The organism is Nonomuraea africana (assembly GCF_014873535.1).
Classification (GTDB): Bacteria; Actinomycetota; Actinomycetes; order Streptosporangiales; family Streptosporangiaceae; genus Nonomuraea; species Nonomuraea africana.
Genome location: NZ_JADBEF010000001.1, coordinates 3,280,180 through 3,301,325 on the forward strand (window position 1 = coordinate 3,280,180; position 21,146 = coordinate 3,301,325).

The window sequence follows — 21,146 nt, forward strand, 5'->3', positions numbered from 1 at the left end:
CGCCGCGCCGCGACCGGCGCGGCGGGGACCCCACCTACTCCGCCCTCCAAGGACTGTCAGGCGCCCACTCCCTGGCAGGACGCCACGACCTGGCCGCCCGCCTCCTCGCCACCGCCGCCACCACCCGCCGCGCCGTCGGCGCGCCCCTGCCACCAGCCGAACGCGGCGACGTCGACAGAATCGAGACCGGGTACGGCAGGCACGCGGCACCACCCGACGCCGCCCCATTTCCTTTCGATGAGGTTTTTGCAGTACTCGATGCGGAGGCGGCACAGGCCGGTGCCTTTACAATGTAGATCACTTCTTCGGTGGGACCCCGGCGGCCAGCACCTCCCGCATGTCCTCGGCGCCGACCTTTCTCCCGGGTCAACTTGCCGAGCATCCGCAGTGTTGCCCACAGCGGCTCCTCGACGGGGGCCGATTCCAGGTCGGCCGGCACCGCCGCGACCCGTCCGGGTTGGCCTGCCTTGCGGTCGCGGTGTGCGCGCCGACGCAGAACGCGCACGCGTGCACCCTTGGACACGTAGGCCGCCATCAGCTCCCGGTCGGCTACCGACCAGGCGGACGGCCCGTGCATCGCCTCGTGGGTGAACTCCTTGGCACGAGCGCCGTAGAAATCGGGCCGGTAGAAGACCAGCTTGGCGGCGTCCGGCACCGGGTGCCCGGACAACAGCCGGATGAGCGCGAACAGCAGCCTGGTTGCGAGGCCGTAACCATGATTGAGGATGTCAAGTCGCATGATCCGGCCTCCCCATGACGCTCGCTTCGGCCAGGGCGGGCCCCCGCGCGCGGCTACCCGACCTCTCCGCCGCGGTCATCGACGTCGCCACCACCGCCAGCCGCACGCTCCACTCAATCTGACCAAGCCCACGGCGATCTGACCGAAGTAGAGGATAGGTCGCTACCGTTACCCCGGGCAGTTCCGGGGGCCGACGCTCTGCCCTGCACCGACGATGGTGACCTGGGCAGGGCTTTCCGGCGCCGTGGCGGCGGTCGTGCACACGATCTGCTCGACGGCCAGTGTGGACAGTTCGCCGGCCGGAGTGGACAGGGTCACCACCAAGTGGCCGGCCGGCTCGGCGGTCACCGAGAACGGGCCGGCTTCGGGCGGGACATCGGTGGTGAGTCCGTGCGCCTGTTCCCTCGCGGTGGGTCCGGCTGCCAGCAGCACGAGCGTGTCCGCTTGGAACATTGGACGATCACTGGGCCGCGTTACCGCGCTGAGTCGGCCGTTCTTCACCAGATAGAGGGTGATCGTCGTGGTTGGTGCGACGCGTCCGCTCGGCGGGGCGACGCGTCCGCTCGGCGGGTCGCCGGCCCGAATGACGTCGCTGGGGCGCACGCCGCAGCCGGCCACGGCGACGAGCGATACGAGGCCCGCGGCGAGCACGCGGCGGGCGAGCCCGGTCCTCACTCGGGGCCTCCGTCCGGATCGTGTGCCCGGCGTGGCAGGCGCAGCGTGAACATGGCGCCGCCGTCCGGGGCGTTGGTGACGGTGAGGTCGCCTCGGTGCAGGCGCGCGTTCTCCCGCGCGATGGCCAGGCCCAGGCCGCTGCCCTCGGACCTGGCCCTGGCCGCGTTGGCCTTGTAGAACCGGTCGAACACGTGCGGCAGCACCGCCTCGTCCAGCCCCGGTCCGTGGTCGCGGACCTCGAGAGCGATCCAGTGCGCGTCAGCGCAAAGCCGTACCGACACCGGTGGCTCGCCGTGCCGCAGGGCGTTGCCGACCAGGTTCGCGAGGATGACGTCCACTCGCCGCGGGTCCAGCCGTGCCGTCACCGCGGGTGGAAGCTCGGTGTGCACCGGCTCCGACCAGCCCCGGACACGCAGGGTCGAGCGCACCAGCTCGGCCACGTCGACCTCGTTCAGCACGAGGGCCGCGACGCCGGAGTCGAACCTGCTGATCTCGATGAGGTCGTTCACCAGCCCGGTGAGGTTGAGCGTCTCCTGGCTGACCAGCCTGGCGGCCCTGCCGGCGGGCTCGGGCAGCCCGGCCGCCTCCTCGTCGAGGACGTCGGCGACCGCGGCGAGCGCGGCCAGCGGGGTGCGCAGCTCGTGGGACACGTCGGCCACGAACCGGCGGGCGTCGGCCTCCATCTCGCGAAGCTGCTTGACGTGCCGTTCCAGCTCCGCGGCGGTGTTGTTGAACGTGCGTGCCACGTCGGCCAGCTCATCGGAGCCGCTGACCGCGATCCTGGTCCGCATCTCGCCCTCGCCCAGCAGGCGTGCCGCCCGACCGAGCTCGCGCACCGGGCGCAGCACGCCACGGGTGGCCAGCAACGCGAGGACGACCGCGAACGCCAGGGCCGCCCCGCCGGTGAGCCAGGCGGATGCGGCGAGCCCGTCGATGCTGCGCTGTTCGGGCTGCAGGCTGCGCGCGGTGTAGACCTCGATGCCGGACACCCGCGTCGTCCGGTCCGGCTCGATGATCAGCAACGGCGTGCCGATGATCAGGATGGGCTCGCCCTGCCACACCACGCGTTGCCACGCGAAGTCGCCGCCGGTCACCGCCCGCCGCAGCCCCGGTGGAATCACCCCGGGATCCAGGATCGGCGCGTTCCCGCCCGGCCTCCGGCCCCCCGGTGGCGGGCCGGAGGCCGGCGGGCCGGGAGCCCCCGGCGGCCGGCGGACCGGCGAGTGCACCTCGTGGTAGATGGCGACCGCGGAGCTGTTCCCGTCGGTCACGGCGGCGGCGATCTTGCCGAGCTCGGCCGGGCCCGGCGCCGGACTCTGCAACGGGAAGAGCGCCTCCAGGCGGCTTTTCATCCCCTGCACCGCGGCATCCTGGGTCCGCTGCAGGATGTCGTTGCGGGCCTGGACGTAGATCCCGCCGGCCACCGCCGCCGCGGTGACCACACACAGCAGTGCGAAGGCGAACAACAGCCGGGCACGCAGCCCCAGGCTCGGCCGAGGTGTCACCGGCGGCTCACACCGGCCCGAACCGGTACCCGAACCCACGCACCGTCTGCACGTAGACGGGCGCCGCCGAGTCGTCCTCGATCTTCGCGCGCAACCGCTGCACGCACGCGTCCACGAGACGCGAGTCGCCGAAATACCCGTGCTCCCACACCGACTCCAGCAGCTGCTGGCGGCTGTGCACCCGGCCCGGCGTGCCGGAGAGCTCGAGCAGCAGGCGCAGCTCGGTCGGGGCGAGGCTGACCGGCACGCCGCGGTTGGCGACCACCAGCCCGGCCCGATCGATGGTCAGGTCCCCGTGCCGCTCCAGCTCCGCCTGGTCCCGGCCGATCCGCCGGAGCACCGCGCGAATGCGTGCCTCGAGCACCCTGGGCTGCACCGGCTTGACCACGTAGTCGTCGGCGCCCGCCTCCAACCCGGCCACCACGTCCATGTCGTCGCCGCGCGCGGTCACCATGATGATCGGTACCTCCCCGGCGGCCCGGATGCGGCGGCAGACCTCGAACCCGTCCATGCCAGGCAACATCAGATCGAGCACGACGACGTCGGGAAGGTCCGTACGCAGCCGGTCCAGCCCCTGCTCGCCGGACTCCACCGCGCGCACCCGGTGCCCATGCCGGGTCAGGGCCAGCTCAAGGCCCTCCCGCACGGCCGGGTCATCCTCGATCAACAACACTCGCGACACGCCGCCGAGTATCAACAGCACGCTCCATAACTCGCCCGCCGGTCAACCCCATCCACTGTCGGCCTGCCGTGTCCCCGCCTCGTTCGCGCCGTGTCATGGTTGTGTCACAGTCGCGCCGACGGTGGCCGCCGTCGAGAAACGGTGACATGCGGCGGACGACGCACGCACATTCGGCGCCAATCGTAGTTCGTCATGAACGAACCACGCACCATCCCACCTCGGCCCCGAGACCGGCTGTACGCCGCGGTCACGCTGGTGCTCGCCGTGGTCCTGCTGCCCGTGGCGTTCGTTCGCCATCCCGGCCGCGCCCGCGAACTGGCCTGCCGCTGGGCGTTGGGGATGCGATTCCCCGCCGAGGACCTCACCGGGCTCACCGACGGCGCCATGGCGGCGTTCACAGCGGCGCGCACCGAGGCGCTCTGGCGTCACGGCCAGCTCATCGGCCTCACCTCGGGATACCGCGATCCCCTAGTCCAACAACGGATGTTCGACGATGAGGTGCGCCGCTCCGGCTCCCCTGCCTCGGCACGAATGCTCGTGCTACCACCGGCGGAATCCAGCCACGTCAAGGGCATCGCGCTGGACGTGCGCCCCCACGAAGGCGCGCGCTGGCTCGAGGAACACGGCGCCCGCTACGACCTCTACCGCATGTACGACAACGAGTGGTGGCACTTCGAGTACCGCCCAGACCGCGGCGGCACGCCACCACCACGACGACCCCACCCCGGCGTGGGCTACGTCATGGAGAACGTGGACCAGATGTAGCCCAGGTCCGGGTCCACCCATGTATGCGAAGTGGGGACGTTGACGGGTTTGCGCCCGAGAACCGAACAGGTAATCCGACCAGCGCGCCCAAGGGTTCGGCCCGGGCATTCAACAGCGGTATCGACCGGGTGCTCGGAGAGGGGTCAGGGGTATGTCATCGGGGAGTAACAACAAGTCCGGATTGCTGGGATGGCGCCTGCAAGCAGCGCGCGAGATGGCGTTTGCAGGGTGGGAGGAAGAGCTCGCGGTTTTCAACGCGGCGTTGTACGGCGGCGGCTGCAGCGTTCTGTACGTGCACGGTCCCGGCGGCATCGGGACGTCGGCCCTGTTGCGGCGGTTCGCTCACGAGGCGGCGGTGGCGGGGCGGCCGATGTCCATGGTGGACGGGCGCATGTTGGAGCCGTCGCCGGCGGGTGCTGCCGCCGTATCGCGGAAACTCGCCGGTGATGGATTTGATCCAGTGGCGAGTGATCGGCAATTGTTCGCGGCCGAGCGGATCCGATCGACGGCCTGCGTGAGGGTCCGCGCTCGGTCAAGTTCCACCCGGGCGCTGTCCGTCACGTTCCTCCACGGCACGCCCACCCAGGAGCTGGCCGCGGAACGACTCGGCGTCCCTTCCACCAGCTACCGCCGCCATCTGACGGCCGGCATCGAACGTGTCTGCGCCGACCTGTGGCACCGGGAGCTGTATGGCACCGACGCACCGGCGTACCGATCCACCTGAGCCGCCACATCGTGCCGCGACCGAGGGTGTGTCAGCCGGCCAGCGCGAAGCCGGCCGCTGCCTCCGCGTGCAGCCGGGCGCTCGGCAGCACCGGGATGGCGGTGTCCTTCTCACTGATCAGGAGCTCGATCTCCGTGCAGCCGAGGATGACGCCTTCGGCGCCGTCGTCCGCGAGATCGGCGACTATCCGGGCGTACGCGTCCCTGGACGATTCCCGGATCACCCCGCGCACCAGCTCGTCGAAGATCACGCGATGGACCAGTTCCCGCTGCTCCCGCCGCGGGACGACCACGTCGAAGCCGTGGGCAGCCAGCCGATCCCGGTAGAAGGGCTGCTCCATGGTGAAGCGAGTGCCCAGCAGACCGACCTTGCGCATCCCCCTGGCGCGGACCTCTGCGCCCACGGCGTCGGCGATGTGCAGCACGGGCGCGCTCGCGGCCCGCGCCACGTCGTCGCTCACCCGGCTGAAGGTGTTGCTGCAGATGAGCAGGACCTCGGCGCCGAGCTCCTCCAGTTTCCTGCCCGCACCAGTCAGCAACGTACTCACCTCGTCCCAGCGGTCGGCGAAGATGAGGTCCTCGACGGTCGTGTAGTCGACCGACCAGATGAGACTGTCGGCGGAATGGCTGCCGCCGAGTCGCTCGCGTACCCGCTGGTTGATGATCTGGTAGTAGATCACCGTCGATTCCCAGCTCAACCCGCCGATGAGACCGATAGTGCGCATGGAACTCCGTTTCGTTAGCTTGTGCCGGCAGGCTGGTCGGTGCCGGCCACGGTGACGGTGCCGCCACTGGCCTCGTCGAGTCCGGCCAGGCAGTGCATCAGCGTGGACTTGCCCGATCCGCTCGGCCCCATGATCGCGGTGAACCTACCTCGTGGGAGGTCGAGATCGATGCCACGCAGGGCATGCACCTGGGCATCGCCTTGGCCGTAGGTCCCAGTTCCTTGATGCCGGGGATTCCGTGGTATCGCGGGCGTATCGAAAATCGCATACGCCACCGCAACCAGCGCCGTACACGCTCACTCTCCATCTGCTCCCCGGATCTTGCATCGGATGTACGGCCCCCTCGGCGATGCGCCAACGGTCAGGCGCCGGCCAGCGCACGGGCGCAGGCACTGAGTCCGATCTCGCTGGAGGCCTTGACGAACACCACGTCTCCCGGTTCGAGAAGCGCGGTGGCCAGCCTGATGGCTTCGGTTACGTCCTCGACGGTGTGGACGGCCACGCCCTGGTTCGAGGACTCCGCTGCCTCCGCCATCGTGAGCGGATCCCCTGCTCCGACCGCGATCAGCACGTCGAAGCGGAGGTCGGCGACGAGCCGGCCCATCTCCGCGTGTCGGGCGCGGGAGGCGTCCGCCTGCTGCCCCATCGCGCCGAGCACGGCGACGGTACGACGGGTGCCGGCCAGGGCCTTCACCGCCCGTAGCCCGGCCCGCATGGATTCGGGATTGGCGTTGTAGGCGTCGTTGACGAGGGTGATGCCGTCAGGTCGTTCGACGATCTCCAGCCGGCCCGCGGAGCGCCGCCGTGCGGCGTTCAGCCCATCGGCGATCTCGGCCACACCAAGGCCGAGTACGGTGGCGACGGCGGCGGCGGCCAGGGCGTTGCTCACCTGGTGCTCGCCTATGAGGTCGAGCTCGACCGGGGCGCGGCCGGAGGGCGTCACCAGCTCGAACGCGGTGCGCGCCCGGTCGTCCATCCGCACGTCTTCGGCTCGCACCGGCGCCTCCGACGACCCGCCGTACAACAGGACCTGGGCCCTGGTGCGGCCGGCCATGCCCATGACGTACGGGTCGTCGGCGTTGAGCAGGGCGAATCCGTCCGCCGGAAGTGCCTCGACCAGCTCGCCTTTGGCCTCGGCCACGTCGGCCGGCCCGACTCCCATACGCTCCACGTGTGCGGTGCCGACATTGAGCACCAGCCCGACCCGGGGCGGTGCGAGCCTGGTCAGATACGTCAGGTCGCCCTTCCGGCCTGCACCCATTTCCAGCACCAGGTATCGGGTGGTGGCATCGGCACGCAGCACGGTGAGCGGCAGCCCGAGCTCGTTGTTGAACGACCTGTCGGTGGCGACCGTCGCCGCGTGCCGTTCGAGCATCTGGGCCAGCAGGTCCTTGGTCGTGGTTTTGCCCACGGAGCCGGTCAGGCCGATCACGGTCGGGCTGATGTGTCCGAGCAGGTGCCTGGCCAGCAGGCCGAGCGCGAGCTGGACGTCCTCGACCACGAGGGCGGGCACGCCGACGGGCCGGGAGGCCAGCACGGCGACGGCGCCGCCCGCGATGGCACCGGCCGCGTAGTCGTGACCGTCGACGTTGACGCCGACCGTCGCGGCGAACAGGCCGCCAGGCACCACCTCGCGCGAGTCGACCGCCGAGGGCGCCGTCACCAGCGCCTGCGGGTCGCGCACGTCATGCAGGCTTGCGCCGACGACCTGCGCGATCTCGTTCAGCGTCATGGGGATCATGAGCCGCTCCTGGCGAAGGCGAGGTCGATGAGGCGGCGCAGCAGGTCCGGGTACGGGACACCGCTTGCGGCCCAGGCCCTGGCGTAGACGGAACGGGAGGTGAAACCGGGCATGGTGTTGATCTCCAACACGTACAGGCGTCCCGTGTCCTCTTCATAGAGGAAGTCGACACGGGACAGGCCGTAGCCACCGATCGCCCGGAAGGCACGCAGGGCCAGCTCGCGCACGTCCTCGGCCACCCGTTCCGGCAGCTCGGCAGGGATGATGGCGATCTCGGCCTGGCTGAGGTACTTGGCCTCATAGTCCAGCCAGTCGCCGGGCACGATGAGCTCGCCGGGCACCGAAGCGTCCGGAGTGTCATAGCCGCCGAGCACGCCGCAGATGACCTCGCGCGCGGTCACCTCCTGCTCGACGATGACCACCCGGTCGTAGGCGAGCGCCAGATCTACGCCCGCGCGCAGCTCCTCCATGGAGGTGACACGTGAGATGCCGATGGAGGAGCCCATGCTGGCCGGTTTGACGTACATCGGCCAGTCGAGCGACTTCACCAGACCCCAGCGGTCGGTGGTGGTGTGCCATTCGTGCTCGGTGAACCACACATGCGGGGTGACGGGAATGTTCTCCGCCAGGAACGTGCGCCGCATGGCGACCTTGTTCATGGCCACGGCCGAGGCCAGGACGCCGCAGCCCACGTACGGGATGCCCAACGTCTCCAGGTGACCCTGGACGACGCCGTCCTCGCCGAACGGCCCGTGCAGCACAGGGAAGACCACGTCCGCCAGATCGCGTCGCAGCTCCACCGGCCACCTACCCTGCCGGTCGATGATGACGGCGACGGGCTCGTACAGATCCCTCGGCAGAGCATCGAGCACAGCCTGCGCCGACTGCAGCGACACCTCGTGCTCGGCGGACGGCCCACCTGCCAGCACAGCCACGCGCATGCGTTCAGTCACGATCAATCAGCCTTCCTCAGTGGCACGGAGACAGCCGGACCCACCGCTTGGGAACAGGCGCCGGTCAACCCCATTCACTGTCGGCCGACCGTGTCCCCGCCTCGTCAGCGCCGTGTCATGGTTGTGTCACGGTCGCGCCGACCGCCGTCATCTCAACTCGATGAGCCTGGCGACCTTGAGTCCCAGATGCAGGGCGAGCCGGTCGTCCCCGCTGGACAGCGGCGATCTCCTCGATCCTGCGCAGCCGGTAGCGCAGGCTCGCACGGTGGATGCACAGGCTCGCCGCGGTGCGTTTGATGTCGCCCGTGTTATCGGTCCTGTTCTCGTATAGCTACGGCCAGGTGGCGCGCAGGCCAGTTCGCGGGCGCGGCCGGGAAGGCGGGCGAACGCCGCCGGCAGCACGAGAACGGCGAGCACCAGCGTGACCACGGCGAACAGCCGGTCTAGGGGCCGAGGCGGGAGGGTGCGCGGTTCGTTCATGACGACCACGATTGGCGCCGACCGTGACACAACCATGACACGGCGCTGACGAGGCGGGGACACGGCCGGCCGACAGTGGATGTGGTCGACCGGCGGGCGAGTTGCGGGCGAGTTACGGAGCGTGCGTGGAACTCGGCGGCGTGTCGCGAGTGTTGTTGATCGGGGGTTGACCCGGCCGTGCGGGAGGGCCTTGAGCTGGCCCTGACCCGAACCGTCCACCGTGGACTGGAAGCCGTGTCCGGACAAGCCGGGGGTGGACTGCGGCACGGTGACCGTACCGGTCGACTGGTCGAAGCCGGACGGGCTGACTACCCCTGTTACCCGAAGGAGGTCCGCCTCGGCAACGCCGCCGCCAACGACATCTACTGCTACGCGGACAAACGGTCCGCGCCCGGCCGCGAAGGGTTCGACGTGCTGGCCAACTTCTCCCACAGCTTCTTCAAGCCCTACAACGTCACCCTCGACTTCACCGACATGAACGTCTACATCGCCCGAGGCAAGGCCACCTGATCGCCGCGACTGCACGGGCGTCTGGGAGCTACGTTGAGTTGCAGGCTCGTACGGTCGCGGGGGGAGGGGCGAACCAGGCGCCCTTACCCCGTCGCCCGGTGCCGCACAAAGGTGGTGTCCCGGGCGCCGCAGCAGCCATGCGCGGCCGGAGGCATCCGATCGAACGCCGCCCCGATGGGCAGCGTGCGGGCGTCGGTCGCGGTCATGGAGACTCCTCGGAGGAGGGGGCGCTGTGGGGGATATGGCGCACCATAGGACCGCCCCCTCCTTCCTCCGCTGTGCACGGCGCCCATGCCCGTCGGGCCGCGCTGTGCACCCCGCCCTGACGGCTCAGGATACCCGCAGGTCAGAGGGTGTTCTCGTGCACGTGCACGATGAGCCACTCGCCGTCGGTACGGCGCAGCACGGTGGTGGTCCGCACGACCTCGAACTCACCCGTGGCGTAGTCCACGCGCAGCAGGTAGCGGGCCAGCGCGGTGTCGCCCCACACGTCCACGACCTCGTCGTAGGCGCGCAGGCCGGTCTCGGCCGGGCCGTCCGTCGGCCTGGCGTCTCGCACCTTGTCCAGCTGCGCCCTGCTGGTGATCAGGCCGGGGGCCGCCGAGTCGAAGATCGTGGCCTCCGGGTGCAGCAGGCGGTCGATGCCCGCCCTGTCCCCCCTGGCGTAGGCGTCGTACATGCCGGTCACAACCGCCCACACTGCCTGGCGCGTCATCATTGCCCTCTCGTTCGTGATCACTGGACCCATCGACCACTTTAGGGGGCTTTGTCGGCATTGCCGGACGGGATGGGGCGACCGTCAGCCGCACCACAGGCGATGGAAGGAGTAGCCGCGCGCCTTCAGCGTCTTGATGATCTTGGGTAGCGCGGCGACGGTCTGCCTCCTGTCGCCGCCGCCGTCGTGCAGCAGCACGATCCCGCCCGGCCTGACGTGCGCGAGCACCCGCTTGGCGATCGCCTTCGAGCCGGGCCTGCCCCAGTCGCGCGGGTCCACCGTCCACAGCCGCACCTGCTTGCCCAGCGCCGCCGCGCGCTTGCGGGCCCGCTTGTCCACCGCCCCGTACGGCGGGCGCAGGCACTGCGGCGTGTACCCGGTCTGCCTCCTGATCTCGGCGTCGGTGTCGAGCACCTGCCGCCTGAAGGCCGGCCACGACAGGCGGCGCACGTCGGGATGCGACCAGGTGTGGTTCTGGACGCTGTGGCCCTGCTCGAACACCTTCCTGGTCAGCGCCCTGTTCTCCCTGATGTTGGCGCCCAGCTGGAAGAACGTGGCGCGCACGCCGTGCTCGCGGAGGATCTCGAGCACCCGCGGCGTGTGCGCCGACGGCCCGTCGTCGAAGGTCAGATGGACCACCTTCTCCCCCGCCTCCGCGTGAGCGGCGGGAGCCGCTCCCAGTCCCGTCACCACGACGGCGGCCACGACCGGAACCAGCGCGCGCCAGCGAACCATCGCTTCCCCTCACCCCATATGCCTCTATGTCGTGATCTATCCTCCTGCACACGGAGAGCGGCTTTAATCACTCCGCCTGAGCTCGTGCTCCAGCTGCTCCAGCTCCGAGCCGCCCGCCATCAACGCGGTCAGCTCCTGGCGGGTGACGTCGCCCTTGGCGTACTCCCCGACACTGGCCCCCCTGTTGAGCAGCAGGAACCTGTCGCCGACCGGGTAGGCGTGGTGGGGGTTGTGGGTGATGAACACCACGCCGAGACCCCGGTCGCGGGCCCTGGCGATGTAACGCAGCACCACCCCCGCCTGCTTGACGCCGAGCGCGGAGGTGGGCTCGTCGAGGATGAGCACCCTGGCGCCGAAGTACACCGCCCTGGCGATGGCCACCGATTGGCGCTCGCCGCCCGACAGCGTGCCGACCGGCTGGTCGACGTCGCGGATGTCGATGCCCATCGCGCGCAGCTCGTCGCGGGCGACGCGGCGGGCGCGCGCGACGTCGAACCGCCCCAGGGACTTGACCGGCTCGGAGCCGAGGAAGAAGTTCCGCCACACCGACATGAGCGGGATCATCGCCAGGTCCTGGTAGACAGTGGCGATGCCCCTGTCCAGCGCCTCGCGCGGGCTCGACAGGCGCACGGGCGCGCCGTCGACGAGCAGCTCGCCCGAGTCGTGCTGGTGCACCCCCGCCAGGATCTTGATGAGCGTCGACTTGCCCGCGCCGTTGTCGCCGAGAACGCAGGTCACCTGACCTGCCGCCACGCCCATGGACACCCCGCGCAGGGCCAGGACGCTGCCGAAGGACTTGCCGATGTCCCTGGTCTGGAGGATCAATGCTTCACCTCTTCGGCGTAGCGGCGGACCAGGCGGTTGGCGAGCGTGGCCAGCAGCAGCATCGCGCCCAGGAAGAACTTGAACCAGTCGGCGTCCCAGCCGAGGAAGACGATGCCCTTGTCGGCCATGCCGAAGATGACCGCGCCGATGGAGGCGCCGATCGCCGAGCCGTACCCGCCGGTGAGCAGGCAGCCGCCGATGACGGCGGCGATGATGTAGATGAACTCCTGGCCGATGCCCGAGCTGGCCTGCACCGAGGTGTAGCGCAGCGCCAGGATCGAGCCGACCAGCCAGGCCGCGACCGCCGTGGTCATGAACAGGGCGATCTTGGTGCGCGCGGCCGGCACCCCGACCGCGCGGGCCGCCTGCTCGTTGCCGCCGACGGCGAAGATCCAGTTACCTGCCCGCGAGCGCATCAGCACCCAGGTGGCCACCACCGTCACCAGCACCCACCAGATGATCGCCACCCTGAACCCGCTGTCGCCGACGGTGCCGCCGAAGACCGTCCTGGCCGACTCGTAACCGTCCGCCCTGCGCAGGCCCGCCACCTGGACGGTGCCGGTGAGGGTCTTGGTCACGCCCAGGTTGACGCCCTGCAGCATGAGGAAGGTGCCCAGCGTGACGATGAAGCTGGGCAGCCTGGTCCTGGTCACGATGAGGCCGTTGACGAACCCGACGGCCAGCGCCACCGCGAGACCCGCCAGCATCGCCAGCCATACGTTCAGCCCGAATCTGGTGGCGAGCGTGACCAGCACCAGCCCCGTGGTGCCGGTCAGCACGCCCGCCGACAGGTCGAACTCGCCGCCGATCATCAGCAGCGCGATCGCCACCGCCATGATGCCGAGGGTGGCGGCCGGGTCGAGCCAGTTGGCGATGCCCGCGACCGAGCGGAAGACCTCCGACTGGGTCGCGAAGAAGGCGAAGACCACCACCGCGCCGACGACCGCGCCCAGCTCCGGCCTGATCAGCATGCGGCGCAGGCGCCCGACGTCGGCCAGGCGCTCGTCGGCGGTGACGGAACTCACCTGGTGCCGCTCTCTGCGAGCTTGGCGACCTGCTCGGCGTTGTCCTTGGTCACGAACCCGGGGCCGGTGTTGACCGGCAGCCCGCCGCCGACGGTGTTGAGGTTCGACCTGTAAAGGTGCAGGAAGGTGATCGGCAGCCAGCCCTGCAGGTACTGCTGCTGGTCGACGGCGAACAGCACCTCGCCGTCCTTGATGGCCGTCACCACGTCGCCGGACAGGTCGAAGGTGCCCAGCTTGGCCTGCGAGCCGGCGTCCTTCAGCGCGTCCCTCGCCGCGATGGCGACGGCCGGGTTCAGCGCCAGCACGCCGTTGATCGCCTGGTCCGACTGGATCTTCGCGGTCACCTTGGAGCTGACGTCGGCCAGGTTGCTGACGTCGACCTGCAGCCGCTCGACCGCACCGCCCAGCGTCTCCTCGGCGCCCTTGCACCGCTGGTCGAGGCCGACGTTGCCGGCCTCGTGGATGACGCACAGCAGCTTGGTGACGCCCGCCGCCTTGAGCTGCTCGCCCGCGCCGCGCCCGGCCACGTCCTCCGACTGGCCGACATGGGTGAGCGCGCCGAACTCCTTCGAGCGTTCGAGGCCGGAGTTGATGGTGATCACCGGGATCTTGGCGGCGACGGCCTTGCCGATCGACTCCTTCAGCGCGTCGGGATTGGCCATGGAGACCACGATCCCGTCCACCTTCTGCGTGACCGCCTGGTCGATGAGCTGGGACTGCTTGCCCGCGTCACCGTCGCCCTGGTAGGTGACGCTCGCGCCGTACTGCTTGCCCGCGGCCTCCGCGCCGTTCTTGACCACGTCCCAGAAGGCGTCGCCGGGGGCGGCGTGGGTGATGACGGCGAAGGTGCCGCCGCCCGCCGGGGCCGCCGCGGGCGGCGCGGAAGCGCTGGGGGCCGTGGCGGGGGCGGACTGTCCCGCGCCACCGCCTGAGCAGCCCGCCAGGGCCAGCGCACCTGCCAGGGCCAGCACGATCGGGGTACGTTTCATGCGACACCTCCAAGACCATCGGGCTCGCCCTTGATGTAAACGCGCGATTATCCCTTCGTCAATAATTTGTCGTGACATTAGGACCAATGAAGCAATAGAACGGAACCGTACGTTCCGTAGTACGCTGGTCCCATGACCGCCACACCCATGAGCGGCCGCCGAGCCCAGGCCGCCCGCAACGACGAAGCCATCCTCCAGGCGGCGAGAGCCGTCTTCACCGCCGACCCAGGTGCGCCGATCTCGGCGGTCGCCGACCGCGCCGGAGTCGGCATCAGCGCGCTCTACCGCCGCTACGGCAGCAAGGAGGCGCTGCTGCGCAAGCTCTGCGCCGACGGACTCGAGCTCTACATCGCCGCCTCGGAGAAGTCACTGGCCATGGCGGACGACCCATGGGAGGCGTTCGCGACCTACATGCGCGACATCGTCGACGCCGACTCCAGCTCCCTCACCATCGCGCTGGCCGGCACCTTCCAGCCCACCGAGGAGCTCTACCACCTCTCCACGCGCGCCTCCCAGCTGGCCGTCGAGGTCCACGACCGCGCGGTGACCGCAGGCGTCCTGCGCCCCGACGTCACCGTGGCCGACATCGCGCTGCTGTTCGAGCAGTTCGCCTCCATCAAGCTCGGCGACGAGCGGCGCACGACCGAGCTGCGGCACCGCTACCTGACGCTGGTGCTCGACTCCCTGCGCCACCCACCTGCCCACCGCCCGCTGCCCGGCCCCCCACCCACCGACGAGGAGCTGGAACGGCGCTGGACGCCGAGCTCCTGACGGCGCGCGCCCGCCTGCCGTCAGGAAGAGAGCCGGTCGGCCAGCGCCAGCGTGCGGCGCGCTCTCGCGATGACCGGCGCGTCCACGAACCGTCCGTCCCGCAACGCGACCGCGCCCACGTCACCGGCGGCCTCGGCGGCCGCCACGACCTGCCGCGCGCCCGCCACCTCCTCCTCCGACGGCCGGAACGCCTCGCGGATCACCGGCAGCTGCCGCGGATGGATCGCCGTGCGCCCGAACAGCCCCAGCCCGCGCCCACGCCTGGTCGAGGCCAGCAGCCCCGCGTCGTCGGCGACGTTGGCGTAGACCGACATCGGCACCGGCGGCAGCCCCGCCGCTGCCGCGGCCAGCACCGCCCCGACGCGCAGCTGGTCGAGCGCGCCCTCGTCGGTGATGGACAGCTGGGCGATCAGATCCTGCTCGCCCAGCGCCACGCCCGCCACCCGGGGATGCGCCGCGATCGCCATCGCGTTGACCACCCCTGCCGCCGACTCCAGTAGGGCGTGGACGGGCGCGTCGAGGTCCACCAGGTCCACCGCGGCGGGCGAGTCCACCTTCGGCACCCGCACGCCCGCCAGCGGGATCCCCTCCAGCGCCCGCAGGTCGAGCCGCCCCTGGTCGGTGGCGGGGTCGTTGATCCGCACATGGACGGCAGGCGCCCCGCCGCGCAGGTAGGCGCGCACGTGGCGCCTGGCCTCCTCCTTGCGCGAGGGAGCGACCGCGTCCTCCAGATCGATGATCACCACGTCCGCGCCGGACGCCACGGCCTTGTCGAACCGCTCGGGCCGGTCCCCCGGCACGTACAGCCACGTGAGGTTCACGCGATCACCCCGTCCTCGCGCAGTTGCTTGATCTGCTCGGGGGTGTAGTCGAGCTCGCCGAGCACCTCGTCGGTGTCGCGGCCGAGCGCGCGTCCGGCCCAGCGCACCTCGCCCGGCGTCTCCGACAGCCTGAACAGCACGTTCTGGACGGTCACCGTGCCCAGTTCCTCGTCGGGCAGCTCGACGAAGGTGTTCAGCGCCTGGTACTGGGCGTCCTCGGCGATGTCCTTCACATCGTAGATCGGGGCGATCGCCGCCTGTGCCTCCTCGAAGCGGGCGATGACCTCCTCCGCGTCGCGCTCGGCGATCCACGAGCCGACCGCCTCGTCCAGCTCCTCCACGTGCCGCACCCGGCCCGCGCCGCTGGAGAACCACGGCTGCTCGACCAGGTCGGGCCTGCCCACCAGGGTGACCACGCGCTCGGCGATGGTCTGCGCGCTGGTGGAGACGGCCAGCCAGCGGCCGTCTCTGGTGCGGTAGGTGTTGCGCGGGGCGTTGCTGCTCGATCGGTTGCCCGTGCGCCGCGGCACCACCCCGAGCGCCTTGTAGGCCGTCATCTGCGGTCCGAGCAGGCCCAGGATCGGCTCGATGATCGCCATGTCGACGACCTGGCCGCGGCCGGTCCGCTCGCGCGCGTGCAGGGCGACCATGATGGCGTAGGACATCGCCAGTCCCGCGATGCCGTCGGCCAGCGCGAGCGGCGGCAGCGTCGGCGGGCCGTCGGGCTGGCCGGTCATCGCGGCGAATCCGCTCATCGCCTCGGCCAGCGTGCCGAACCCTGGCTGCCTGGCCATCGGCCCGACCTGCCCGAACCCTGTCATCCTCGCCACGATCAGGCGCGGGTTGAGCGCCAGCAGGTCGTCGGGCGCCAGACCCCAGCGCTCCAGCGTGCCGGGCCTGAAGTTCTCCACCAGCACGTCGGACTCCCGCGCCAGGCGGCGCAGGATCTCCTGGCCCTCGGCCCTGGACAGGTCGACGGCGGCGGCCCGCTTGTTGCGCGAGAGCGACTTCCACCACAGGCCGACCCCGTCCTTGGCGGCCCCGTGACCGCGCGAAGGGTCACCGCGCCTGGGGTGCTCGATCTTGATGACGTCGGCGCCGAAGTCGCCCAGCATCATCGCGGCGGACGGCCCGGCGAACAACGTCGCCGCGTCGATCACGCGGATATCGGCAAGACTCGTCATAGTCGTATATCTTATAAGTTATGCGAGCCCCGATGAGCAAAGCGGACTACGCGTACGAGGTGCTGCGGGAGGAGATCAGGACCGGCCGAATCCCCGGCGGCACCGCCCTGCGCGCCGCGGCGGTCGCCGACCGGCTCGGCGTGTCGGTCACCCCCGTCCGCGAGGCCCTGCGCCGCCTGGAGAAGGACCGGCTGATCAGCTACGAGACGCATCACGGGGCGACCGTGGTCGACCTGGGAGACGAGGCGCTGGCCGAGTTCTACGGGGTGCGCGCGGTCGTCGAGGGCCTGGGCGCGCGGCTGGCCGCCGCCCGCGTCGGCGCGGCCGATCTGGCGGGCCTGCGCGAGCTGCACGCCTCGATGACCGAGGCCGCGGCGGCGGGCCGGCTGGACGAGCTGGGCGCCGGGTCGGAGGAGTTCCACCTGCGCATCGCCGACATCGGCGGGCCCGCCTTCCTCGGCCAGCACGCCCGGGCGGTGCGGGCCAGCTTCCCCGTGCCGCCCTCCGCCTCGCTCTGGCTCGACCCCGAGGTGGCCGCGCGGCAGCTGGAGGCGCACGAGCGGATCCTGCGGGCGCTGGAGGAGGGCGACGGGGCGACCGCCGAACGGATCATGATCGAGCACGTCGAGGCGGGCGCGACGCACCGGCGCGAGCAGGGCACGCCGCCGGGCTGACCCCGGGGCGTCAGAGCCGAGCGGCTCTGCAGGCCAGCTGGAGTGCCAGCCGTTGCTGGGGATCGTTCAGGTCCGCCTGGAGCAGTTCCTCGATGCGTCTGACGTTCCTGCTGACCGCGTTGCGGTGCATCCGCACCTCCTCGGCGGCTCTGGCAGGCGAGCCGTGGTGGTCGAGGTAGGCGCGCAGGATCTCCAGCAGCAGTGCCGCCTTCTTCTGCTCCAGGATCGGCTGCAGCAGCTCCCTCACCGCCTGCTGCGCCGCGTCGGAGGAGTACCACTCCTCCAGCATCCGATCGAGCCCCGCCAGGTCGTAGGTGGCCAGCGCCGACGACGCGCGGCGCACGGCCGTACGGGCCTCGGAGGCCGAGGTGCGCAGGCCCAGCAGTCCCTGGTGGGCGGTGCTGACGCCGCACCGCAGCTCGACTCCCGCCGGCCGGACACGCTCCAGCAGCAGCGCCGCGTCCCTGGTGGCGGCGCGCAGGCCCGCGCGTCCCGGGTCGTGCGGCGAGGTGCGCACCACGATGAGCGCCCCGTCGGCCATCGCGACGCTCCACTCGGGCCCCACCAGCTCGCGCACCAGGCGGGCGGCCCGTGTGGCGAGGGTGTCGAGCAGCGCGTAGGGCTCCGGCCCCTCCATCCGCAGCACCACGTGCCATCCGTCGACGGGCAGCCCCAGCGTGCGCGCCCTCGGGGCCAGCTCCTGCGCCTGCCTCTCCGGGGCGACCAGCAGCTCGGTCAGCACCTGGGCGCGCGAGCGGGCCGGCGCCTCCTCCGCGGGCCCTGCCGCGGCCGCCAGCTCGGCCAGCCTGAGCACGATCCGCACCGCCCTGCCCAGATGGCCGTCCCGGTCCGGCGCGGAGAGGTCCGCCGCGACCTCGACGCCGAGCGCCGCGCCCGCCGCCGCGGCCATCCGCTCGGGAGCTCCCGCCGCGGCGAGCACGCCGCGCACCGCCTTCTCCGCCCGCACCAGCGCGTCGGCGGCGTCGCCGGCGATGGCCCGGTCGATGGCGACGACGAGCCCGGCCAGCTCCGTCCCCTCGGGCGCCGACAGCAGTGCCACCCCGGCCCGCTCGGCCAGGGCGGCGGCCGAGCGGGCCACCTCCACCGGCGCCGTCAGCACCAGCGCGGCCGCGCCCGCCGCCGCCGCGTCGCGCAGCACCACCTCCAGGCGGTAGCCGGTGGCTCGCAGCGACGCCTCGAGGGTGAGCACGAGCATCGCGCCCCGCGGCTGGTCCACGACCGTCCGCAGGTCCTCCACCAGCCGCACCCCGGTCGCGGGTCCCGGCGCGTCAGGTCCGGCCAGTCGGCGCAGGCCATCCCCCACAAACACCTCTTCAGTGTGCCATGAGCACACCGATCTCCCAATGAGGGTCTGCCGGCACACCACGGGTGGTCTGCGGCTTTCCTACTGTGGAGGCCATGCACATCGACACCGGGACACTCCCCGCCTACGCCAGGGGCTGCGCGGTCCTCGGCTCGGGTGGCGGCGGTCCGGTGACGATCGCCAGGGCCGCCGCCCTCCAGGCGCTGCGTGACCACGGCCCGGTCCGCGTGGTCCAGCCCGCCGGTCTCGACCCCGACCTGCTGGTCATGCCCGTCGGCATCGCCGGCTCCTCCGCCGTGACGTCCGAACGGGTCGGCGGCACCGACGAGCCGCTGCACCTGCGCCAGAAGATCGAGGAGCTGTACGGCGTGCCGGTCGGCGCCCTGCTGGCCAGCGAGATCGGCGGCGCGAACGGCTGCCTGGCCGTCGCCTGGGCCGCCCGCCTCGGCCTGCCCCTGGTGGACGCCGACGGCATGAGCCGTGCCTTCCCCCGCATGGACCAGACCGTCATGCAGCTGCGCGGCGTCTCCCCCACCCCCGCCGTGATCTGCGACGGGCGCGGCAGGACCGTCGTCATCGACCAGGTCTCGGGCCGCTGGCTGGAGCGCCTGGTGCGCGCCGCCCTCGAACCCTTCGGCGGCGTGGTCGCCACCAGCGAGTACGTGCTGCGCGGCCACCAGGTCGCCACCTCCACCGCGCTCGGCTCGGTCACCAACGCGCTACGGCTCGGCGCCCGGCTGCCCGCGCCCCTCATCTCGGGGAAGATCGCCGAGCCCTGCCCCATCCTCGTCGAAGGCCTCGGGCCCGACCTCGGCCGCCTGGTCAGGGTCGAGGCGGGCACCGAATTCCTCGCGGTCATGGAGGACGGCGCGCCGCTGGCCGCCGTCCCCGACGTGATCGCGATGCTCGACGCCCGCACCGGCGAGGTCGTCGACACCGAATACGTGCGGTACGGCCTGCGGGTCAGCATCGTGCGCGTCCCCTGCGACCCGGTCTGGCACACCCCCGAGGGCCTGCGCCTGGCCGGGCCCGAGGCGTTCGGCCTGACCGGCCTGACCGGCCTGACCGGCCGCACCGCACCCGCAACCCCCTCCGCTCCCCCGGAGGAACCCCCGCCCGCGGCCGCCTCCGCCCCCTCGGAGGACCCCTCGGCCGCGGCCCCGTCCGTGTCCCCATCCGTGTCCCCATCCATGCCCCCTTCCGTGCCCCCTGCTGTGTCCCCCGATGCGCCCCGGGCGGCGCCCCGTCCAGGGGCCGCGTCGTGAAGGCCGGGGTCGACGTCGGCCCCACCAACACCGACGCCGCCCTGCTCGACGACGCGGGCGCGGTCCTGGCCACCGTCAAGGTCGCCTCCGTCCCCGGCGACCCCGTGGCCAGTGTCACCGCCGCCCTCGGGCGGCTCGGCACCCCGCCCCTCGCCCAGATCGCGGTCGGCCTGCGCGGCGCGGCCTCCGCCGTGGACGACAGACGCGGCCTGTGCAAGGTCGCCGTCCTGCGCATCGGCGGCCAGGAGGCGCAGGCCGTACGCCCGCTGTTCGGCTGGCCCGAGGACCTGCTGCGGGCCGTCTGCGCCGCGACCGAGATCGTGGACGGCGGCGGCGGCCTGGACCGCGACGACTGGACGCCCCTGGACACCGCCGCCGTCGCCCGCTTCGCCGCCCGCGTCGCCGGCACGGCCCAGGCGGTCGCCATCACCGGCCTGTTCTCCCCCCTGGACGCCGAGCAGGAGCTCGAGGCCGCCGACATCGTCCGAGCCGAGCTGGGCGACCTGCCCGTCGCCCTGTCGGCCGACCTCGGCTCCCTCGGCCTGCTCGAACGCGAGAACGCCACGGTCCTCGACGCCGCCCTGTCCGGCTTCGCCACCGACGTCGCCGACCGCCTGGCGGCCGCGCTGTCGCCGGTCACCGCCGTCCACGTCACCCGCGGCGACGGCACGCTGATGAGCCTGGAGCACCTGGCCAGGCACCCCGGGCTCAGCCTCGGCAGCGGCCCGGCCAGCGTGCTGCGCGGCGCCGGCGTGCTGACCGGCCTCGAGGACGCCGTGGTCGCCGACGTCGGCGCGCGCCGCATCAGGGTGGGCGCCCTCGCGGGCGGCTTCCCCGAGGAGGCCGCGGGCGGCGCCCGCATCGGCGGCGTGCCCGTCGGCCTGCGCATCCCCGAGCTGATCAGGGTCCCCCGCCCCTTCGAGCCCGCCGAGCTGGCCGAGGCCGTCGACCGGATGCAGCCGGGCGCGGACCGCCTGCCGCTCGTGGTCGTCGGCGGAGGGGTGCGGGCCGTGCCGGGCGGGCTGCACCCCGAGCACGGCACGGCGGCGGGCGCCATCGGCGCGGCCACCAGCCCCGTCGGCGGGCAGTACGAACGCGTCGTGCGCCTGCCCGACCGCTCGGCCCTGCCCGAGGCGCTCGAGGCGGTGATCGAGCAGGCGCGGGCCAGCGCCGTCAGAGCCGGGGCCGACCCCAGGCAGGTGCGCATCCTCGAGGCCGCCGACACCCCCCTCGCCTACCTGCCGGGCCCCTTCGTACGGCTGCGCGCCAGGGCCGCGGGCCCGCCCGCCCAGCTGTGAATCCCCCCTCGAAAGCGCGAAA

The 21,146-nt window shown here is 71.8% G+C and carries 22 protein-coding genes and 2 pseudogenes; 7 read left to right on the top strand and 17 right to left on the bottom strand.

What is annotated here, in order from left to right:
- Nucleotides 1-34: 34 nt before the first annotated feature.
- From H4W81_RS47235 to H4W81_RS15540, 4 genes are all read right to left on the bottom strand, one after another.
- The gene (locus tag H4W81_RS47235; RefSeq protein ID WP_225958640.1) at nucleotides 35-739 is read right to left on the bottom strand and encodes a hypothetical protein; all 705 of its coding nucleotides are present in this window, start codon (nucleotides 737-739) and stop codon (nucleotides 35-37) included.
- Between the two features lie 168 nt (nucleotides 740-907).
- Complete coding sequence (locus tag H4W81_RS15530; protein WP_225958641.1) at nucleotides 908-1,414, bottom strand: hypothetical protein; 507 nt, start codon at nucleotides 1,412-1,414, stop codon at nucleotides 908-910.
- Complete coding sequence (locus H4W81_RS15535; RefSeq protein WP_192775458.1) at nucleotides 1,411-2,919, bottom strand: ATP-binding protein; 1,509 nt, start codon at nucleotides 2,917-2,919, stop codon at nucleotides 1,411-1,413. The genes H4W81_RS15530 and H4W81_RS15535 overlap by 4 nt, the downstream gene beginning before the upstream one ends.
- Nucleotides 2,920-2,926: 7 nt before the next feature.
- Complete coding sequence (locus H4W81_RS15540; protein WP_192775459.1) at nucleotides 2,927-3,601, bottom strand: response regulator; 675 nt, start codon at nucleotides 3,599-3,601, stop codon at nucleotides 2,927-2,929.
- Between the two features lie 192 nt (nucleotides 3,602-3,793).
- Between H4W81_RS15540 and vanY-N the strand changes: the two genes are divergently transcribed.
- Both vanY-N and H4W81_RS15550 read left to right on the top strand, forming a co-directional pair.
- The gene (gene vanY-N, locus H4W81_RS15545; protein ID WP_192775460.1) at nucleotides 3,794-4,366 is read left to right on the top strand and encodes a D,D-peptidase/D,D-carboxypeptidase VanY-N; all 573 of its coding nucleotides are present in this window, start codon (nucleotides 3,794-3,796) and stop codon (nucleotides 4,364-4,366) included.
- 214 nt (nucleotides 4,367-4,580) lie between these two features.
- Nucleotides 4,581-5,090: a hypothetical protein gene (locus H4W81_RS15550; RefSeq protein ID WP_192775461.1), complete on the top strand. Its 510-nt coding sequence runs from the start codon at nucleotides 4,581-4,583 to the stop codon at nucleotides 5,088-5,090.
- 31 nt (nucleotides 5,091-5,121) lie between these two features.
- Here the strand turns inward: H4W81_RS15550 and H4W81_RS15555 are convergent, their stop codons facing one another.
- The 5 genes and pseudogenes from H4W81_RS15555 to H4W81_RS50070 all read right to left on the bottom strand — a co-directional run.
- Nucleotides 5,122-5,814: an aspartate/glutamate racemase family protein gene (locus tag H4W81_RS15555; RefSeq protein ID WP_192775462.1), complete on the bottom strand. Its 693-nt coding sequence runs from the start codon at nucleotides 5,812-5,814 to the stop codon at nucleotides 5,122-5,124.
- A 38-nt stretch (nucleotides 5,815-5,852) separates the two neighbouring features.
- A pseudogene (locus tag H4W81_RS49325) lies at nucleotides 5,853-6,077 on the bottom strand (ATP-binding cassette domain-containing protein); the annotation flags it as partial.
- A gap of 98 nt (nucleotides 6,078-6,175) precedes the next feature.
- Nucleotides 6,176-7,555 (bottom strand): UDP-N-acetylmuramoyl-tripeptide--D-alanyl-D-alanine ligase, encoded by a 1,380-nt coding sequence (locus H4W81_RS15565; RefSeq protein ID WP_192775463.1) that lies wholly within the window; start codon nucleotides 7,553-7,555, stop codon nucleotides 6,176-6,178.
- Nucleotides 7,552-8,508 carry a D-alanine--D-alanine ligase family protein gene (locus tag H4W81_RS15570; protein ID WP_192775464.1) on the bottom strand — a complete coding sequence of 319 codons (957 nt, stop codon included), beginning with the start codon at nucleotides 8,506-8,508 and terminating at the stop codon, nucleotides 7,552-7,554. The genes H4W81_RS15565 and H4W81_RS15570 overlap by 4 nt, the downstream gene beginning before the upstream one ends.
- A 115-nt stretch (nucleotides 8,509-8,623) precedes the next feature.
- Nucleotides 8,624-8,809: pseudogene (locus H4W81_RS50070) on the bottom strand (helix-turn-helix domain-containing protein); the annotation flags it as partial.
- 413 nt (nucleotides 8,810-9,222) lie between these two features.
- Between H4W81_RS50070 and H4W81_RS15580 the strand changes: the two are divergent.
- On the top strand, nucleotides 9,223-9,498 hold the full coding sequence (locus H4W81_RS15580) for a hypothetical protein (protein ID WP_192775465.1): 276 nt from the start codon (nucleotides 9,223-9,225) through the stop codon (nucleotides 9,496-9,498).
- 346 nt (nucleotides 9,499-9,844) lie between these two features.
- On the opposite strand, the gene H4W81_RS15585 is transcribed toward H4W81_RS15580, so the two are convergent.
- The 5 genes from H4W81_RS15585 to H4W81_RS15605 form a co-directional block, all read right to left on the bottom strand.
- Nucleotides 9,845-10,216, bottom strand: coding sequence for a nuclear transport factor 2 family protein (locus H4W81_RS15585; RefSeq protein WP_225958642.1), 372 nt, complete (start codon nucleotides 10,214-10,216; stop codon nucleotides 9,845-9,847).
- 81 nt (nucleotides 10,217-10,297) lie between these two features.
- Complete coding sequence (locus H4W81_RS15590) at nucleotides 10,298-10,948, bottom strand: polysaccharide deacetylase family protein (RefSeq protein WP_192775466.1); 651 nt, start codon at nucleotides 10,946-10,948, stop codon at nucleotides 10,298-10,300.
- Between the two features lie 63 nt (nucleotides 10,949-11,011).
- Nucleotides 11,012-11,773, bottom strand: coding sequence for an ATP-binding cassette domain-containing protein (locus tag H4W81_RS15595; RefSeq protein WP_192775467.1), 762 nt, complete (start codon nucleotides 11,771-11,773; stop codon nucleotides 11,012-11,014).
- The gene (locus tag H4W81_RS15600; protein WP_192780819.1) at nucleotides 11,770-12,744 is read right to left on the bottom strand and encodes an ABC transporter permease; all 975 of its coding nucleotides are present in this window, start codon (nucleotides 12,742-12,744) and stop codon (nucleotides 11,770-11,772) included. Before H4W81_RS15600 ends, H4W81_RS15595 begins: the two co-directional genes overlap by 4 nt.
- Nucleotides 12,745-12,794: 50 nt before the next feature.
- Nucleotides 12,795-13,787, bottom strand: a complete 993-nt coding sequence (locus tag H4W81_RS15605; protein ID WP_192775468.1) for a sugar ABC transporter substrate-binding protein — start codon at nucleotides 13,785-13,787, stop codon at nucleotides 12,795-12,797.
- 132 nt (nucleotides 13,788-13,919) lie between these two features.
- Here H4W81_RS15605 and H4W81_RS15610 point away from each other — a divergent pair, with 132 nt between their 5' ends.
- On the top strand, nucleotides 13,920-14,558 hold the full coding sequence (locus H4W81_RS15610) for a TetR/AcrR family transcriptional regulator (protein WP_225958643.1): 639 nt from the start codon (nucleotides 13,920-13,922) through the stop codon (nucleotides 14,556-14,558).
- A 20-nt stretch (nucleotides 14,559-14,578) separates the two neighbouring features.
- Here the strand turns inward: H4W81_RS15610 and H4W81_RS15615 are convergent, their stop codons facing one another.
- Together H4W81_RS15615 and H4W81_RS15620 are read right to left on the bottom strand one after the other, a co-directional pair.
- Nucleotides 14,579-15,379 carry an HpcH/HpaI aldolase/citrate lyase family protein gene (locus H4W81_RS15615; RefSeq protein WP_192775469.1) on the bottom strand — a complete coding sequence of 267 codons (801 nt, stop codon included), beginning with the start codon at nucleotides 15,377-15,379 and terminating at the stop codon, nucleotides 14,579-14,581.
- Nucleotides 15,376-16,563, bottom strand: a complete 1,188-nt coding sequence (locus tag H4W81_RS15620; protein WP_192775470.1) for a CaiB/BaiF CoA transferase family protein — start codon at nucleotides 16,561-16,563, stop codon at nucleotides 15,376-15,378. Before H4W81_RS15620 ends, H4W81_RS15615 begins: the two co-directional genes overlap by 4 nt.
- Before the next feature lie 32 nt (nucleotides 16,564-16,595).
- Between H4W81_RS15620 and H4W81_RS15625 the strand changes: the two genes are divergently transcribed.
- Entirely contained in the window at nucleotides 16,596-17,237 is a 642-nt protein-coding gene (locus tag H4W81_RS15625) for a GntR family transcriptional regulator (protein ID WP_192775471.1), read from the top strand.
- Nucleotides 17,238-17,247: 10 nt separating this feature from the next.
- Here the strand turns inward: H4W81_RS15625 and H4W81_RS15630 are convergent, their stop codons facing one another.
- Nucleotides 17,248-18,567, bottom strand: coding sequence for a PucR family transcriptional regulator (locus tag H4W81_RS15630; protein ID WP_318781757.1), 1,320 nt, complete (start codon nucleotides 18,565-18,567; stop codon nucleotides 17,248-17,250).
- An 89-nt stretch (nucleotides 18,568-18,656) separates the two neighbouring features.
- On the opposite strand from H4W81_RS15630, the gene H4W81_RS15635 reads away from it, so the two are divergent.
- Both H4W81_RS15635 and H4W81_RS49330 read left to right on the top strand, forming a co-directional pair.
- The gene (locus H4W81_RS15635) at nucleotides 18,657-19,826 is read left to right on the top strand and encodes a DUF917 domain-containing protein (protein WP_192775473.1); all 1,170 of its coding nucleotides are present in this window, start codon (nucleotides 18,657-18,659) and stop codon (nucleotides 19,824-19,826) included.
- On the top strand, nucleotides 19,823-21,124 hold the full coding sequence (locus tag H4W81_RS49330) for a hydantoinase/oxoprolinase N-terminal domain-containing protein (RefSeq protein WP_192775474.1): 1,302 nt from the start codon (nucleotides 19,823-19,825) through the stop codon (nucleotides 21,122-21,124). The genes H4W81_RS15635 and H4W81_RS49330 overlap by 4 nt, the downstream gene beginning before the upstream one ends.
- The last annotated feature ends 22 nt before the right edge of the window (nucleotides 21,125-21,146 follow it).

What these genes read in the sequence shown, in the direction of transcription:
- H4W81_RS47235 (WP_225958640.1), bottom strand. Translation starts at nt 739, where the DNA reads ATGCGACTTGACATCCTCAATCATGGTTACGGCCTCGCAACCAGGCTG.
- vanY-N (WP_192775460.1), top strand. Translation starts at nt 3,794, where the DNA reads ATGAACGAACCACGCACCATCCCACCTCGGCCCCGAGACCGGCTGTAC.
- H4W81_RS15550 (WP_192775461.1), top strand. Translation starts at nt 4,581, where the DNA reads ATGGCGTTTGCAGGGTGGGAGGAAGAGCTCGCGGTTTTCAACGCGGCG.
- H4W81_RS15555 (WP_192775462.1), bottom strand. Translation starts at nt 5,814, where the DNA reads ATGCGCACTATCGGTCTCATCGGCGGGTTGAGCTGGGAATCGACGGTG.
- H4W81_RS15565 (WP_192775463.1), bottom strand. Translation starts at nt 7,555, where the DNA reads ATGATCCCCATGACGCTGAACGAGATCGCGCAGGTCGTCGGCGCAAGC.
- H4W81_RS15585 (WP_225958642.1), bottom strand. Translation starts at nt 10,216, where the DNA reads ATGATGACGCGCCAGGCAGTGTGGGCGGTTGTGACCGGCATGTACGAC.
- H4W81_RS15590 (WP_192775466.1), bottom strand. Translation starts at nt 10,948, where the DNA reads ATGGTTCGCTGGCGCGCGCTGGTTCCGGTCGTGGCCGCCGTCGTGGTG.
- H4W81_RS15600 (WP_192780819.1), bottom strand. Translation starts at nt 12,744, where the DNA reads ATGCTGATCAGGCCGGAGCTGGGCGCGGTCGTCGGCGCGGTGGTGGTC.
- H4W81_RS15605 (WP_192775468.1), bottom strand. Translation starts at nt 13,787, where the DNA reads ATGAAACGTACCCCGATCGTGCTGGCCCTGGCAGGTGCGCTGGCCCTG.
- H4W81_RS15610 (WP_225958643.1), top strand. Translation starts at nt 13,920, where the DNA reads ATGACCGCCACACCCATGAGCGGCCGCCGAGCCCAGGCCGCCCGCAAC.
- H4W81_RS15620 (WP_192775470.1), bottom strand. Translation starts at nt 16,563, where the DNA reads ATGACGAGTCTTGCCGATATCCGCGTGATCGACGCGGCGACGTTGTTC.
- H4W81_RS15625 (WP_192775471.1), top strand. Translation starts at nt 16,596, where the DNA reads ATGAGCAAAGCGGACTACGCGTACGAGGTGCTGCGGGAGGAGATCAGG.
- H4W81_RS15635 (WP_192775473.1), top strand. Translation starts at nt 18,657, where the DNA reads ATGCACATCGACACCGGGACACTCCCCGCCTACGCCAGGGGCTGCGCG.